Raw genomic sequence first — 15,417 nt, forward strand, 5'->3', positions numbered from 1 at the left:
CGACCCCCCCCGGGGGTGTGACCCAATCGCGTGCGCGCCCGCAGAACGACATGTGATGCCCGACGAGCGGAACCCGGGGCTCCACCAGGCCGCCGCGCCGCGGTTGCTCCGCGGCGAGCCGGTCGACGCCGTCGACGATCACGTCCGTGAGCAGGCGGAGCGCCTCGCCGAGGCGCTCGCATCGGCCCGGTCCCTGCCCCTCGCCGCACCGGCGGACGCCGAGCTCCCCGGCGAGGAGGCCGCCCTGGCCGCCTTCCGCAAGGCCACCGCCGAGCGTTCCCTCGCCACGTCCCCGGCCCTCTTCGCGCCCGACGCCGCCGAACTCGGCGGGGTACGGCTCGGGCGGGTGCCCGCCGCCCGGCAGTGGGGACGCTCGCTGCGGTACGGACTGGCAGCCGCGGTCGCCGCCGTCGCCGTCGGCGGGGTCGCCGTCGCCTCCGGCACGGGCATGCTGCCCTTCGACGACCGGGACCGTCCGGCGCCGGCCGGCTCCGTCTCGGCCGTGGAGATACCCGAGCCGGTCGCCTCGGGCTCCCCGGACGAGGGTTTCGGTACGGGCATGCCGTCGGCGCCGCCCACGGCGGAGGACCGGACGCCCGGCGCCTCCCCCTCGCTCTCCACGCCCCCGACGACGCCCGGCTCCGGCGGTACGGGCGGCGAGGACGACGCCACTCCCGAGCCCGGGAAGACGACGGATCCCGCGGACCGGGACCGGGACGGCCTCTCCGCCAAGATCGTCAAAGCGTGTCAGGACTTCCGCGCCGGCCGCCTCGACGACAGCTCCCACCGCCGGCTGGCGGACTCGGTGCGCAAGGGCGAGACCCTGCGGCGCTACTGCGACCGCATCCTGGCCGGCGGCGGCACGGGCGGCTCCACCAGGGAGCCGTCCACCGACTCCTCGGGCGGCGGGGGCGACGGCAGGGGCGACGACGGCTCCTCCGGAGAGGGCGAACGAGCGGGAGCCTCCTCCGGCACCGGCGGCAAGGGCCGCCACGAGAACCGTGGCACGTCCCGCGGCGACCATCGCGTCGAGGACCGTGGCGACAGCCGTGGGAACCACCGCGACGACGGCCGGAAGACCGGCCGCGACCACCGTTCCAACCGCTCCCGGGACCTGGCGTAACACTTTTCGGCCCGTCGGCGCAGTACTGAGTGAGCCGACTGGTCATCGGCCGCGCAGAGAGCCGGGGTTCCCCCCGTACCTTCGGCTCCGCGCACCCGGCGCGGGTGGGACACGTTCCCCCGGTCCCACCCGCGCCCTTTCCTCCTACCGCGCCCCTACCAGTGGACGACGACCTTGTCGCCGACCTTCACCTGGTCGAAGAGCGCCGAGAGCTTCGCCTTGTCCCGGACGTTGACGCAGCCGTGCGAGGCCCCGTTGTAGCCGCGGGCCGCGAAGTCCGCCGAGTAGTGCACGGCCTGGCCGCGGCTGAAGTACATCGAGTACGGCATCGGCGTGTGGTACAGCTTCGACCAGTCCTGGCGGACCTTGCGGTCGACCTGGAACGTGCCCTCGCGGGTCGGGGTGTTCTCCGAGCCGAAGCGGACGTCCATCGACGAGACGACCTTGCCGTCGATCATCCAGGCCAGCGTCCGGCTCTCCTTGCTGATGCACAGCACGCGGCCGGTCATGCAGCGCTCGTCCGGCTTGTCCAGCTTGTTGGTGGTGGACGGCTTGAGCTCGTCGGCCGTCGGCTTGCGCGTCATCGCCAGCAGCCGCTGCCAGGTGGTCTCGTCGACCGAGCCGGTCTGCGGCAGCTCCCGCTTCTTCTGGAATGCCTTGACCGCGCCCCCGGTCATCGTGCCGTAGAAGCCGGTGGGCGCGCGGTCGAAGTAGCCGACCTGACGCAGCCGCGCCTGCAACTCGCGCACCTTCGCGTTCTCGTCCCCGTCCTTCATCAGGACCTTGACGGTCGGCTGCGGGGTCGTTGGGGAGGAGCTGGGCGTGGTGGACGGCTTGTCGTCCGTCGTCGGCGTGCCGCTCGGCTCGGCCGTCGGAGAGGTCGGGGCCGGCGCCGAGGACGAGCTCGACGGGGCACCGGTCGTCGACGGCGACGCGCCACCGCCGCCGGCCGCCTGGGCCGTACAGCTGGTGGCGAGTGCCACGGCGGCCACGGCCAAGAGTGCTCTGGGTATGACGGACGAACGGCGCATCGGAAGCCCCCCGGAATGTGTCTGTGTACCTATTGGATGCTTCCCGTGCCCGCTTGGTTGCGCACCTGCCGCAAGTACGGAGGATGCTTGTGGGGAAGGTCCCGGCGCGCGGCGCTCCAACCGCCGCGGGGCCGCCGCTACAGTCCGCCGCGAGGGTCGGTACCGCGGAGCAGGTCTATCGGAAGGCACAGCAGATGGCGCGCGAGTCGGAGTCGGGGCTCCCCATCGAGCCGGTCTACGGACCGGACGCCCTGGACGGGTGGGAGCCCGCCGAGAAGCTCGGCGAGCCGGGCTCGTACCCCTTCACCCGCGGCGTGTACCCGTCCATGTACACCGGCCGTCCCTGGACCATGCGCCAGTACGCGGGCTTCGGCACCGCCGTCGAGTCCAACGCCCGCTACAAGCACCTCATCGCCAACGGCACGACGGGCCTGTCCGTCGCCTTCGACCTGCCGACCCAGATGGGCCACGACTCGGACGCGCCGATCGCGCACGGCGAGGTCGGCAAGGTCGGCGTCGCCATCGACTCGATCGACGACATGCGCGTCCTGTTCGACGGGATCCCGCTGGACGAGGTCTCCACGTCCATGACCATCAACGCCCCCGGCGCCCTGCTGCTGCTCCTCTACCAACTCGTCGGCGAGGAGCAGGGCGTCCCCGCGGACAAGCTGACGGGCACCATCCAGAACGACGTGCTCAAGGAGTACATCGCCCGCGGCACGTACATCTTCCCGCCCAAGCCCTCGCTGCGGCTGATCGCGGACATCTTCAAGTACTGCAGGACCGAGATCCCGAAGTGGAACACCATCTCGATCTCCGGGTACCACATGGCGGAGGCCGGAGCCTCGCCCGCGCAGGAGATCGCGTTCACCCTCGCCGACGGCATCGAGTACGTCCGTACCGCCGTCGCCGCCGGCATGGACGTGGACGACTTCGCGCCCCGGCTCTCCTTCTTCTTCGTGGCCCGTACGACGATCCTGGAGGAGGTCGCCAAGTTCCGGGCGGCCCGCCGGATCTGGGCGCGCGTGATGAAGGAGGAGTTCGGCGCGGAGAACCCCAAGTCGCTGATGCTCCGCTTCCACACCCAGACCGCCGGTGTGCAGCTGACCGCCCAGCAGCCCGAGGTCAACCTGGTGCGCGTCGCCGTCCAGGGACTCGCGGCCGTCCTCGGCGGTACGCAGTCCCTGCACACCAACTCCTTCGACGAGGCCATCGCCCTGCCGACGGACAAGTCGGCCCGGCTGGCGCTGCGCACCCAGCAGGTCCTCGCGTACGAGACCGATGTGACCGCCACCGTGGACCCCTTCGCCGGCTCGTACGTCGTGGAGAAGATGACGGACGACGTCGAGGGCGCCGCGCTGGAGCTCATGCGGAAGGTCGAGGACATGGGCGGCGCGGTCGACGCGATCGAGCGCGGCTTCCAGAAGAACGAGATCGAGCGCTCCGCGTACCGCATCGCGCAGGAGACGGACAGCGGCGAGCGCGTCGTCGTCGGCGTCAACCGCTACACGGTCGACGTCGAGGAGCCCTACGAGCCGCTGCGCGTCGACCCGGCGATCGAGGCCCGGCAGGCCGAGCGGCTGGCCCTGCTGCGCTCCGAGCGCGACCAGGCGGCCGTGGACGCGGCGCTCGCCGAGCTGAAGAAGGCGGCCGAGGGAACGGACAACGTCCTGTACCCGATGAAGGCCGCGCTCAAGGCGCGGGCCACCGTCGGCGAGGTGTGCAACGCGCTGCGGGAGGTCTGGGGGACGTACACCCCGTCCGACGCGTTCTAGGCGACTCCGTATCGCGCCAGGCGATTCCGCATCGCGAAACATGAGAGCGGACTGTCGTACCCCCGTGCGAGACTCCGTTTCATGCTGGGAGTCACCGATCTGCCGACCTATCTCGCGGGCCTCGTCCTCATCATCCTGCTGCCGGGGCCGAACTCGCTGTACGTGCTGTCCGTCGCGGCCCGCAAGGGCACCCGGACCGGATACAAGGCCGCCGCCGGCGTCTTCACCGGGGACGCGGTCCTGATGACGCTGGCCGCGCTCGGCGCCGCCTCGCTTCTCCAGACCACCCCCCTGCTCTTCATGATCGTGAAGTACGCGGGCGCGGGATATCTGACCTGGATGGCCATCGGCATGCTGCGGGCCGCGTGGAGCATGTGGCGCGCCCGGGGCGAGCTGACGGCCGAGGAGCCCGAGACGGCTCCGGCCGCCGGCGGGGAGAACCCGTACCGCCGCGCGCTGATCATCAGCCTCTTCAACCCGAAGGCGATCCTCTTCCTGATCTCCTTCTTCGTGCAGTTCGTGGACCCCGGATACGCCTACCCGGCCCTGTCCTTCCTGGTGCTCGGCACGCTGCTCCAGCTCGGCAGTTTCCTCTACCTCACGACGCTGATATTCGGCGGGACGCGGCTCGCGGCCGCGTTCCGGCGACGCAGGCGGCTCTCGGCCGGGGCGACCTCGGCGGCGGGCGCGCTCTTCCTCGGCTTCGCGGCCAAGCTGTCCCTCAGCAGCACCGCCTGACCCCTCGGCGGCACCGCCTTGACCCTGACACCGTGTGAGGCCGTTCCGTAGGGGGCGTCATGTTCACCATCGGAGACTTCGCCCGGCACGGGCGGGTGTCGGTCCGGATGCTGCGCCACTACGACGCCATCGGACTGCTGCGCCCGGCCCATGTCGACCCGCACAGCGGCTACCGCTTCTACGAGGCCGACCAGCTGGCCCGCCTCAACCGCGTCATCGCGCTCAAGGAGCTCGGCTTCACCCTCGAACAGGTGGGGTCGATCCTCGACGAGCAGGTCGGCGCGGAGGAGCTGCGCGGCATGTTGCGGCTGCGCCAGGCCGAGCTGGAGACGGCCCTGGCGGAGGCGGCGGGACGGCTGGCACAGGTCGGCGCGCGGCTCCGAGCCATCGAGAGCGAGGGACGCATGTCCACGCAGGACGTCGTGATCAAGAAGGTTCCGCCGGTGCGGCTCGCCGAGCTGAGCGGGGTGGCGGCCGGCTTCGGCCCCGGCGAGATCGGCCCGGTCGTCCAGCCGCTGTACGAGCGGCTGTGCGCGACCCTGGAGGCCGCGGGCGTGGCCGGCTTCGGCCCCGGGATCGCGTACTACGAGGACGCGGGCCGCGGTGACGGCTCGATCGTCGTGCACGCGGGGATGACGATCCCGGCCGGAACCGAGCCGGCGGGCGTCGACATCGTCGTGCTGCCGGGCTTGGAAGAGGCGGCCACGGTCGTCCACCGGGGCCCGATGGACGACATCCTGCCGACCGCCCAGACCCTGGCCACCTGGATCGACGCCCACGCCTACCGCTCGGCGGGGTATGCCAGGGAGCTGTATCTGGAGTGCCCGGACGACAAGGCGAAGTGGGTGACGGAGCTCCAGGAGCCGGTCGTCCGCGCGTAGCCGTGGCGCGGAGGGGGGTGGAGCCCGGGGGCCCCACCCCCCTCCGTCACCTGGCGAGGGCCCGCTTCAGACGCAGCGCGCGGCGGGCGAGCCGGCGGACCTGGGGGTGGCGCGGGACCGGCAGGCCGCCCGGGAGGCCCAGGACGGTGAGCCGGCGGCGCGTGAAGTAGTGCCGGGTCCGCTCGGCGAGGGGCCCCGACAGATGACGGGCCGCCGCACCCCGCAGATCCACCCGGACCTTGGGCTGCATCGCGAACCCGACCGCCGCGACCAGACCCGCCAGCGCCTCGTCGTCCAGCGCCTCGGGCGTGTCGCCCTCCAGGTCCGGGACGAGCGCGTCGACGAGGGTGAGCGGTACGCGGTTGCTGTTCTGGTACGGGGTCAGCCGGTCCAGGACCGTCCGGGTGCCGACCCGGGCCACCGGGATCCCGTAGAAGGCCCGCGCCGTCATCAGCGCCGTCGAGAAGCAGCCGACCACCAGCGCGGGCCGCAGCTCCCGGTACACGACCTCCGCGAGGACTGGCCGGTCGAGCACGGTCAGTTCGGCACCGAGCGCCTCCGCCTCCCCGGCCAGCCTCCGCGTCCAGGCGTCCGGCGCCGTCGGGTGCGGCTTGAAGACGAGCCTGCGGTGCCCGCGCGCGATCGCGCCGCGCACCATGCGTACGTGCAGCTCCTCCTCCTCGGCCGGGGTGAGCAGCGAGAGCGCCGCCAGGTACTGGCCGAGCAGCAGAGCGGGGCCGTCCTCCTCGGCGGCGGAGTCCGCCAGCTCCGCGACCACCTTCGTGAAGGCCTCCGTCGCCACCACCTCGGCCGTCGCCCCGAACTCGGCGAGCAGCAGCGGCGCGAGCCCGGGCACCAGGTCGAGATGGAGCAGCCGGCGCACCCGCTCGCCGACCAGCGGGTCGATCTTGTTGCGGGTCGGGCCGTAGCTCATCAGCCCGTCGGCGTACACATCGAGCGGAGCCTCGGAGAACAGCCGGGCGATCGTCAGGGCCGGCGCGACCTGCACCGACTCCACGACCAGTTCGACCCGGTCGTCGCCGAGCCCCCACAGCAGCCGCAGATGGCGCTCCAGCATCGGCAGGTCGTCCGCCCGGGGCGTCCAGCCGGAGGGGTGGAGCGGGGAGATCGCCTCGTTCCACGACAGCACGCCGTCGAACCGGCCGCGCAGTCGCTCGAAGCCGGGCATCTCGTCCAGCGCCGGCGTCGTCTCCGGCACCGCCGCGTTGTTGCCGACCAGCAGCAGACGCCGGTCGGCCGGGCCGAAGCAGCCGCTGTCCAGGGCGGCGGCCAGCGTCGTCGCGCCGTAGAGCGTCGACGCGTAGAAGATCTGGGTGGTCCTCACGCGGCGGCCTCCGTGGCCGAAGGGGCGGGCAGGGAGCTCACGCCCACGCGGCGGCGGCGCAGCTTGCGCAGCACGGCAGCCCGCTGCTCGTCCATCGAGCTCAGCGCGTCACCGAGCACGTCCTGCGGCATACGCCGCAGAGCGGCCGCGCTCATCGAACGCAATTTCTTCGCCACGGCCGGTTCGAATCGTTCGATCGATGAAATGTGGTGCGAAATGAGAGCGCAATAGGTGCGGACAGCCTTCGGAAGAAGCTGTTCCGCGTCCACGTCCTTCGCTGTTTCTTCGATCACCTGGTCGAAAGCACGGATGAAATCCAGCTGCCGTACATCTCCTATCTGCGTGAGCGAGGTGGAGACCCCGCGCCGGTAGAAGATCCCGAGCGTGCTGACGGCGGCGAAGGAATCCGCCTCCCGGTGCAGCTTCCAGATCCACGGCCGGTCCTCCGCCGTCCGCAGCCCGGGCGTGAAGTGCAGCAGTCCGCGGTCGAGCAGCCGCCGGTGGTACATCCCGGCCCAGGCGTAGGGATAGTCCACCGAGGTCGTCCGGTCGGCGGGCAGGATCGCGTCGCGCGGGCGCAGCACCTCGCCGCGCCGCCCGACCGGGGACCGGCGGACCGAGCGGTTCCGCCCCGTGCACACCACATGGTCGGTACGGAGGAAGTCGCAGTCCAGCTCGTCCATGGCCGTCACCAGCCGGGCGAAATGGCCGGGTGCGAGCCAGTCGTCCCCGTCAAGGAAGGCGAGGTACCGCCCACGGGCCGCGTCGAGTCCGGTGTTGCGCGCGGTGGCAAGCCCCTCGTTCTGCGGGTGTCTGATGAGGACGGCCCCCGGGACCTCGCGCGTCGCCCGTTCGAGGAGCTCCGGGGTCCCGTCCGTCGAACAGTCGTCGACAAGAAGGAACTCGAAGTCCTCACGGGCGTTCGCGCGCAAGCTTGCGAGGGTGTCGGGGGCATATGTCTGCACGTTGTAGAACGGCACGACGACGGAGAGCTTGACCACCCGGCCGACGCTAGGCGCCGCCCCGGCATTCGTTCTGACCGACAGAGAGATGTTCGGTGAACACGAAGAGGCGGGCGCCTTAACCGCCCCCGATCCCGTCCATTTTCAGAAGCGGTAAGGGCTCTGTTCACCGTTTGTTGTGGCTCAGTTGGGCCGGGAAACGGAATGCCTCTCTAGCGTCCTCGACGTGCCAGCAAGTACCAAAGAAGCGGTACGCGTCGCCGTACTCGCCGACTCCGACACCCGGTGGAAATGGGGCGCGCTCACCGCACGCCGCATCGCGGCCGCCGAGCCCACCGGTTTCGTCCTGCGCGGCCGGGCCACGCCCACCGCGCGCCAACTCGCCGAGACCGGGGTGTCCCGGACGCCCCCGCGCGAGGTGACGGGCGCGGAGTTCCTCCGAGAGGTACGGGACGGGGCGTACGACCTCGTCGTGCTCTCCCTCGTCGGCGGCACGGTCCGCGCGGTCCTCCAGGGGATCGCCGACCTGGGTCTGGAACGCCGCCCGGTGATCGTCACCGGCTATGTCGGCGTCGTCTACGAGAAGCTCGCCGACGGACTGCTCCTGCGCCACGGCGCGGACGTCGTCCTCGCCAACTCCCGCCACGACGCCGAGCGTTTCCGCGCCGTGTACGAAGGAGTGGGAGCCGACGCCTCCTCGGTGGTGGAGGCCGCGCTGCCGTTCCTCGGCGGCGCGCCCTACGCCCCCGAGGCCGGCCGGGACACCCTCGTCTTCGCCGCCCAGCCCTCCGTGCCGGTCACCCGCGCCGACCGTACGTACCTGCTCCGCAGGCTCGTCGAGCATGCCAGGCTGCACCCGGGGCGGGAGGTCCTGCTCAAGCTCCGCTCCAAGCCCGGCGAGCACACCACGCACCTGGAGGAGCTGCCGTACCAGAGGCTGGTGCGCGATCTGGACACCCCGCCCAACTTCCGCCTGGTGTACGGGCACATGGGCGAGGTCCTGGACCGCACCGACCTGCTGGTCACCGTCTCCTCGACGGCCGCGCTCGAAGCGCTCCACCGGCGGATCCCCACGGCGATCCTCACCGACATGGGCGTGCGCGAGGTCCTCGGCAACCACCACTTCATCGGCTCGGGACTGCTGACCTCCTTCGACCGGCTCGACGCCGACGTGCGCCCGGAGCCGGACGAGGAATGGCTCTCGCGGCAGGGCGTCGCCGCCGGGGGTTCGTACGAGAAGGCCTTCGACGCGGCCCGTGACCGGGTCGCGGATCTGCTCGCCGGGCCCGCGCTGCCCCCGATCACCCCCTACTACACAGCGGAGACGGCCCCCGGCTACCTGCCCGGGATCCTCGCCCGCCACCGCCTCGACGTGAGCGCGCCGGAGACCCGCGACAGCGGACTGCGCCGGATCGTCCGGGAGGCGGCGCGGGGCGCGTACCGCCACGGCGTCCAGCGTGTGGCCCCCGTCATCCGCCGCCTTGGAGAACTCTGATGACCACGACCGTGCTTGCCGTCATCCCGGCCCGGGGCGGCTCCAAGGGCGTCCCCGCCAAGAACCTCGCCCCGGTGGCGGGCCTTCCGCTGGTCTCCCGCGCCGTCCGTGCCTGCCTCGGCGCCCGACTGGTCACCGACGTCCTCGTCTCCACGGACGACGCCGCCATCGCCGCCGCCGCCCGAGCCGCCGGCGCCGAGGCGGTCCACCGCCCGGCGGCCATCGCCGGCGACACGGCCACCAGCGAGTCGGCCGTCCTGCATGCGATGGACGCCTTCGAGGCCACCCACGGCCGCCGCGTCGACGTGGTCCTCCTCGTGCAGTGCACCAGTCCCTTCCTCACGTCGGAGGAGGTCAACGGCACCGCCGAGAAGATCACCACCGGCGGCGCCGACACGGCCTTCACCGCGGCCCCGACCCACGGGTTCCTGTGGCGCGAGGGCACGGACGGCGGCTACGGCGTGAACCACGACAAGGCGCACCGCCCCCGCCGGCAGGACCGCGAGGCCGAGTACCTGGAGACCGGCGCCGTCTACGCGATGGACGCCGAGGGCTTCCGTACCCACGGACACCGCTTCTTCGGCCACACCGCGCTCGTCGTCACCGACCCCGCCCGGGTCCTGGAGATCGACGACCCGCACGACCTCGCCCGGGCCCGCGCGCTCGCGCCGCTGCTCGACACCCCGGTTGCCCCGCGCTTCGACGAAGTCGACGCCGTCGTCCTCGACTTCGACGGCACCCAGACCGACGACCGGGTCCATCTGGACTCCGAGGGCCACGAGTTCGTCTCCGCGCACCGCGGCGACGGCCTCGGCATCGCCGCCCTGCGGCGCGCGGGAATGCCCGTCCTGATCCTCTCCACGGAGCAGAACGCCGTCGTCGCCGCCCGTGCCCGCAAGCTCGCCGTCCCCGTCCTGCACGGCATCGACCGCAAGGACCTCGCCCTCAAGCAGTGGTGCGAGGAACAGGGCATCGACCCGCAGCGCGTCCTCTACGCGGGCAACGACGTCAACGACCTCCCGTGCTTCCACCTCGTCGGCTGGCCCGTCGCGGTGGCGAGCGCGCACGACTCCGTACGGGCCGCCGCCCGTGCGGTGACCCTCACCCCCGGTGGCTCCGGAGCCGTCCGCGAGATCGCGGCCTGGCTTCTCGGACCCGAGCTCGACACCCCCAACTCGTAAGGAACGTCAAGAATATGAACACGCGCACTCGTACGTTCGGCAGCAAGACCGCCGGCCCGGGCCACGCCGTCTACGTCACCGGCGAGATCGGCATCAACCACAACGGCGAGCTCGAGAACGCCATCGCGCTCATCGACGTCGCCGCCGACGCCGGCTGCGACGCCGTGAAGTTCCAGAAGCGCACGCCGGAGATCTGCACCCCGCGCGACCAGTGGGACATCGAGCGCGACACCCCCTGGGGCCGGATGACGTACATCGACTACCGCCACCGCGTGGAGTTCGGCGAGGACGAGTACCGCGCCATCGACGAGCACTGCAAGAAGCGCGGCATCGACTGGTTCGCCTCCCCGTGGGACACCGAGGCCGTCGCCTTCCTGGAGAAGTTCGACGTCCCGGCCCACAAGGTCGCCTCCGCCTCCCTCACCGACGACGAGCTGCTGCGCGCCCTGCGCGAGACCGGCCGCACGGTCATCCTGTCGACGGGCATGTCCACCCCGAAGCAGATCCGCCACGCGGTCGAGGTCCTCGGCTCGGACAACATCCTGCTCTGCCACGCGACGTCCACGTACCCGGCGAAGGCCGAGGAGCTCAACCTCCGCGTGATCAACACGCTGAAGGAGGAGTACCCGAACGTCCCGATCGGCTACTCCGGCCACGAGACCGGCCTCCAGACCACGCTGGCCGCCGTCGCGCTCGGCGCCACCTTCGTCGAGCGTCACATCACCCTCGACCGCGCCATGTGGGGCTCCGATCAGGCCGCCTCCGTCGAGCCGCAGGGCCTGCAGCGCCTCGTCCGCGACATCCGCACCATCGAGACCGCGCTCGGTGACGGCGTCAAGAAGGTATACGAGTCGGAGCTCGGCCCGATGAAGAAGCTCCGCCGGGTCCAGGGGCTCGTCGCCGCATGACCGGCCAGCTGGCGTTCGTCGAGAGCCCGGTCCAGCTGCTGAACGTCCTGGAGTGGGCACACGCCCAGTCGCCCGCCGCCGCCGGGGCCCCCACGGCCCCCGGCGGCCGGGGCCCTGATGCGCCCCGCCTCGGTGTGGGCGATCGTCCCGCTGGGCGTGGGGGAGGGTGGGCAGATCCCCACGACGGCGCCGCACCCGTGGGAATCGGGAGCCCGGGCCCGGCACGGGCGCCGTCCGTCGTGCCCACCACGGGGGGCGGGGAGGCCGCGGCTTCCCTCACCCTCGTCGTCCTCTCGCCGACCGACCCCATGTCGCGCGGCCAGCTGCGCCGGATGGCGCAGCTGGCCCGTGACGACGGGTTCACCGTCCGCTGGCAGGATGCCCGCGGCGGCCGCGGCTCGCTCGTCCGTACGCTGCGGGACCTCGCCCCGCTGCTGCGGGCGGCGGAGCGGGTGATCGTCGGGGACCCCTTCTCCCGCTACGTCCAGCTGCTGCTCACCCTCTTCGCCCCCAAGCAGCTGACCGTCGTCGACGACGGCACCGCCACCATGGAGTACGCCGCCCAACTGGCCCGTGGCGAACGACTGGTGCGCTGGCACCGGCGCGGCAGCAGCAGGGGCCCGCGCGAACTCGTGCTCGCCCCGGTCTCGGCCGCGGCCCGGCGCAAGCTGGCCCCCACACGTCGCCGAGCGGTCGAGATCTTCACCTCGCTCCCGGTCGAACCGCCCCCGGGCACCACCGTCACCGCGAACACCTTCGCCTGGACCCGGGCCCGCTTCGGCCCGCCCCGTCTGACCCGGGGCTCCGACCTGGTCGGGACCTCACTGGTGGAGACGGGCGTCATCGACGCGGACCAGTACACGCGCGCCGTCGCCGACCTCGCGGCCACCCACGGCGCCACCCGCTACTTCGCGCACCGCCGTGAGAGCGCGGAGAAGCTGCACCGGATCGCGGTGGAGACCGGCCTGGAGATCGTCCGGCCCGATCTGCCCCTGGAGCTGATCGCCCGACGCGGCCCGATCGGCCGCACCGTGGTCAGCTTCCCCTCGACGGTGGTCCACACCCTCCCCCTGGCCCTCGCGGGCACGGGAGTGAAGGTGGCGGTCTGCGAGATCGCCCCGGAGTGGCTGAAGGCGAACGTCTCGCCCCGCGCCCAGGGCTTCCTGGCCGGAGTCGCGGGCACGGCCGCCTTCGAGGTGGACCGGCTCACGGCGCGCGCCACCCCGACGGCGGAACGGTTCGAATTCGGGTGAGCTTACCCACAAGGGGTGGTCGTCATGCCTCGTGAACCCACTTTCTTTCCCCTATCGGGCTGAAGTTTTCGTGATCAACGGGCAGTTGATCTCTGAAGGGGCCTACCCTTCAAAAGGTGAACCAGTTGAAGTCCCGTGAGCCCGGCTCCGTCGCTCTGCCCGGAACGCTGTCCGAACCCCTGCGCACCGAACTGATCGTGTTCCGCAGGGACTTGCACATGCACCCCGAGCTCGGCAACCAGGAGTTCCGTACCACCGCTGCGCTCAAGGCCCGCCTGGAGGCGGCCGGACTCGCGCCTCAGGTGCTGGCCACCGGTACCGGGCTCATCTGTGACATCGGCACCTGGGACAGAGGACGTCCCATGCTGGCCATTCGCGCCGACATCGACGCGCTGCCCATCCCGGACGTCAAGACCGTCTCGTACCGCTCCACCGTGCCCAACCGCGCCCACGCGTGCGGCCATGACGTCCACACCACCGCCGTCCTCGGCGCGGGGCTCGTGCTCGCCGAGCTCGACCGGAAGGGGCTGCTGCCCCGGGCCGTGCGGCTGATCTTCCAGCCCGCCGAGGAGGTGCTGCCCGGCGGCGCCGCCGACACCATCGAGTCCGGGGTCCTGGACGGCGTCGGCCGGATCATCGCGGTCCACTGCGACCCGAAGGTGGACGCCGGCCGCATCGGACTGCGCCCCGGCCCCATCACCTCCGCCTGCGACCGGCTCGAGGTCACCCTCGACGGCCCCGGCGGCCACACGGCTCGCCCGCACCTCACCACCGACCTGGTCACCGCCGCCGCCCGGATCGCCACCGACGTCCCGGCCCTGCTGGCCCGACGGGTGGACGCCCGTTCCGGGCTCGCGGTCACCTGGGGCCGTATCGAGGCCGGCCACGCCTGCAACGTCATCCCGCAGCACGCCGAGCTCTCCGGCACCGTCCGCTGCCTCGACCTGCCCAGCTGGCGCGACGCCCCCGACCTGGTCCACGCGGCGATCGACGAGATCGCCACCCTCCACCGCGCCAAGTCGACCATCAACTACGTCCGGGGCGTCCCCCCGGTCGTCAACGACCCGGTCATCACCGAACTGCTCCGTGACGCGATGACCGCCCGCCGCGGACCGTACGCGATCGAGGACACCGAGCAGAGCCTCGGCGGCGAGGACTTCTCCTGGTACCTGGAGCACGTCCCGGGCGCCATGGCCCGCCTGGGCACCCGTACGCCGGGCGACACGACACGCCGTGACCTCCACGCGGGCGACTTCGACGTGGACGAGCGGGCCATCGCCGTGGGCGTCGAGCTCTTCACGGCCGCCGCCCTGATCGACGGAACCCCGAAGCGCTGAGGGCGGAGGGGGCGCCCGCGCCCCCTCGGCCGTTCGGACCAACACGGCGCGGAGTGTCGCGGAACAACCGCTCCACGTGACGTGCCGGCGTGTATAACCGGTCGTGCCGGGGCGGCCGGTCTCGATCGTTCCCTTGGCTCGTTCGCGACGATCCGATAACGACTCATGAACGGGTCTTTAACTGACATCTACGCGCGTTACGATCCACGCGAAACCAGCGCCGGAAGAGGCGCTTTCGGTCAGTCTCGAAGGGACCCTCCTCTTGCGCCGGGTATCCAAGATCGTTTCCGCGTCCGTCGTGACCGCGGCCCTCGCTCTCACCGCCACCGCTTGTGGTGAGTCGTCCACCGAGTCCGGTTCCGACTCGGACACCATCAAGGTCGGCATGGCCTACGACGTCGGCGGCCGTGGCGACAACTCGTTCAACGACTCCGCCGCCCGTGGCCTCGACAAGGCCAAGGCCGACCTCGGTGTCGAGACCAAGGAGCTCACCGCCAAGACCGGTGAGACCCCGGCCGACCGCGAGCAGCGCCTCACGTCCCTCGCCGAGGGTGGCTTCAACCCCGTCATCGGTGTCGGCTTCGCCTACAAGGACGCCATCGACAAGGTCGCCGCGAAGTTCCCGAAGACCACCTTCGGCCTGGTCGACTCGGTCTCCGAGGCGAAGAACGTCGACTCGATCGTCTTCACCGAGGAGCAGGGCTCGTACCTCGCCGGTGTCGCGGCCGCCCTCAAGTCCAAGGACGGCAAGATCGGCTTCATCGGCGGCGTCGACACCCCGCTGATCAAGAAGTTCGCCGCCGGCTTCCAGCAGGGCGTCAAGGACACCAAGCCGGACGCCTCGGTCACGATCCAGTACCTGTCCACCGGTACGGACTTCTCCGGCTTCGGCGCCCCGGACAAGGGCAAGGCCGCCGCCAAGGGCATGCTCGACAAGGGCATCGACGTCATCTATGCCGCCGCGGGCGGCTCGGGTGCCGGTGCCATCGAGGCCGTCGCCGCCAAGCCGGGCACCTGGGCGATCGGTGTCGACTCGGACCAGGCCAAGGACCCGGCCCTGTCCAAGTACGCCGGCTCGATCATGACCTCGATGGTCAAGAACGTCGACACCGGTGTCTTCGAGCTCGTCAAGTCCGTCCAGGACGGTAAGCCGGCGACCGGCACGCACGTCTACTCGCTGGCCGAGAACGGTGTCTCCCTGACCACCACCGGTGGCCACCTCGCCGACATCCAGGCCAAGCTGGACGAGGCCAAGCAGAAGATCATCGACGGTCAGATCAAGGTCAACACGACCCTCTGACGTACGTCGGAGGGGGGGGCGCGAGCGGCGGGGGGCGCGCCACCCCGCCCGCCCCCCACCGCGCCCGCCCCCGGCCGGGTGCGGGTTA

The 15,417-nt window shown here is 71.6% G+C and carries 13 protein-coding genes; 10 read left to right on the forward strand and 3 right to left on the reverse strand.

The window, feature by feature from the left end:
• Window positions 1-55: 55 nt before the first annotated feature.
• A complete protein-coding gene (locus ACFVZW_RS08825; RefSeq protein ID WP_384518781.1) occupies window positions 56-1,123 on the forward strand; it encodes a hypothetical protein in 1,068 nt (355 codons plus the stop codon).
• A 155-nt stretch (window positions 1,124-1,278) separates the two neighbouring features.
• On the opposite strand, the gene ACFVZW_RS08830 is transcribed toward ACFVZW_RS08825, so the two are convergent.
• Complete coding sequence (locus ACFVZW_RS08830) at window positions 1,279-2,115, reverse strand: L,D-transpeptidase family protein (protein WP_384518784.1); 837 nt, start codon at window positions 2,113-2,115, stop codon at window positions 1,279-1,281.
• A gap of 233 nt (window positions 2,116-2,348) precedes the next feature.
• On the opposite strand from ACFVZW_RS08830, the gene ACFVZW_RS08835 reads away from it, so the two are divergent.
• The 3 genes from ACFVZW_RS08835 to ACFVZW_RS08845 all read left to right on the forward strand — a co-directional run bounded on the left by ACFVZW_RS08835 (window position 2,349) and on the right by ACFVZW_RS08845 (window position 5,548).
• Window positions 2,349-3,929 (forward strand): methylmalonyl-CoA mutase, encoded by a 1,581-nt coding sequence (locus ACFVZW_RS08835; RefSeq protein WP_384518787.1) that lies wholly within the window; start codon window positions 2,349-2,351, stop codon window positions 3,927-3,929.
• Between the two features lie 81 nt (window positions 3,930-4,010).
• Window positions 4,011-4,667: a leucine efflux protein LeuE gene (leuE, locus tag ACFVZW_RS08840; protein ID WP_384518790.1), complete on the forward strand. Its 657-nt coding sequence runs from the start codon at window positions 4,011-4,013 to the stop codon at window positions 4,665-4,667.
• A 59-nt stretch (window positions 4,668-4,726) separates the two neighbouring features.
• Window positions 4,727-5,548 carry a MerR family transcriptional regulator gene (locus ACFVZW_RS08845; protein ID WP_384518792.1) on the forward strand — a complete coding sequence of 274 codons (822 nt, stop codon included), beginning with the start codon at window positions 4,727-4,729 and terminating at the stop codon, window positions 5,546-5,548.
• A gap of 46 nt (window positions 5,549-5,594) precedes the next feature.
• On the opposite strand, the gene ACFVZW_RS08850 is transcribed toward ACFVZW_RS08845, so the two are convergent.
• Together ACFVZW_RS08850 and ACFVZW_RS08855 are read right to left on the reverse strand one after the other, a co-directional pair.
• Window positions 5,595-6,893 (reverse strand): alpha-2,8-polysialyltransferase family protein, encoded by a 1,299-nt coding sequence (locus tag ACFVZW_RS08850; protein ID WP_384518795.1) that lies wholly within the window; start codon window positions 6,891-6,893, stop codon window positions 5,595-5,597.
• Window positions 6,890-7,894, reverse strand: a complete 1,005-nt coding sequence (locus ACFVZW_RS08855; RefSeq protein WP_384518797.1) for a glycosyltransferase family 2 protein — start codon at window positions 7,892-7,894, stop codon at window positions 6,890-6,892. Before ACFVZW_RS08855 ends, ACFVZW_RS08850 begins: the two co-directional genes overlap by 4 nt.
• 187 nt (window positions 7,895-8,081) lie before the next feature.
• Between ACFVZW_RS08855 and ACFVZW_RS08860 the strand changes: the two genes are divergently transcribed.
• From ACFVZW_RS08860 to ACFVZW_RS08885, 6 genes are all read left to right on the forward strand, one after another.
• Window positions 8,082-9,350 (forward strand): DUF6716 putative glycosyltransferase, encoded by a 1,269-nt coding sequence (locus tag ACFVZW_RS08860; protein WP_384518800.1) that lies wholly within the window; start codon window positions 8,082-8,084, stop codon window positions 9,348-9,350.
• Window positions 9,350-10,531 (forward strand): cytidylyltransferase domain-containing protein, encoded by a 1,182-nt coding sequence (locus ACFVZW_RS08865; protein ID WP_384518803.1) that lies wholly within the window; start codon window positions 9,350-9,352, stop codon window positions 10,529-10,531. Before ACFVZW_RS08860 ends, ACFVZW_RS08865 begins: the two co-directional genes overlap by 1 nt.
• A 14-nt stretch (window positions 10,532-10,545) precedes the next feature.
• The gene (locus ACFVZW_RS08870; RefSeq protein WP_384518806.1) at window positions 10,546-11,439 is read left to right on the forward strand and encodes an N-acetylneuraminate synthase family protein; all 894 of its coding nucleotides are present in this window, start codon (window positions 10,546-10,548) and stop codon (window positions 11,437-11,439) included.
• Complete coding sequence (locus ACFVZW_RS08875) at window positions 11,436-12,692, forward strand: hypothetical protein (RefSeq protein ID WP_384518809.1); 1,257 nt, start codon at window positions 11,436-11,438, stop codon at window positions 12,690-12,692. The genes ACFVZW_RS08870 and ACFVZW_RS08875 overlap by 4 nt, the downstream gene beginning before the upstream one ends.
• A 116-nt stretch (window positions 12,693-12,808) precedes the next feature.
• Window positions 12,809-14,029, forward strand: coding sequence for a M20 family metallopeptidase (locus tag ACFVZW_RS08880; protein ID WP_384518811.1), 1,221 nt, complete (start codon window positions 12,809-12,811; stop codon window positions 14,027-14,029).
• A gap of 262 nt (window positions 14,030-14,291) precedes the next feature.
• The gene (locus ACFVZW_RS08885; RefSeq protein ID WP_384518814.1) at window positions 14,292-15,329 is read left to right on the forward strand and encodes a BMP family protein; all 1,038 of its coding nucleotides are present in this window, start codon (window positions 14,292-14,294) and stop codon (window positions 15,327-15,329) included.
• The last annotated feature ends 88 nt before the right edge of the window (window positions 15,330-15,417 follow it).

Source organism: Streptomyces sp. NPDC059567, from assembly GCF_042735655.1.
Classification (GTDB): Bacteria; Actinomycetota; Actinomycetes; order Streptomycetales; family Streptomycetaceae; genus Streptomyces.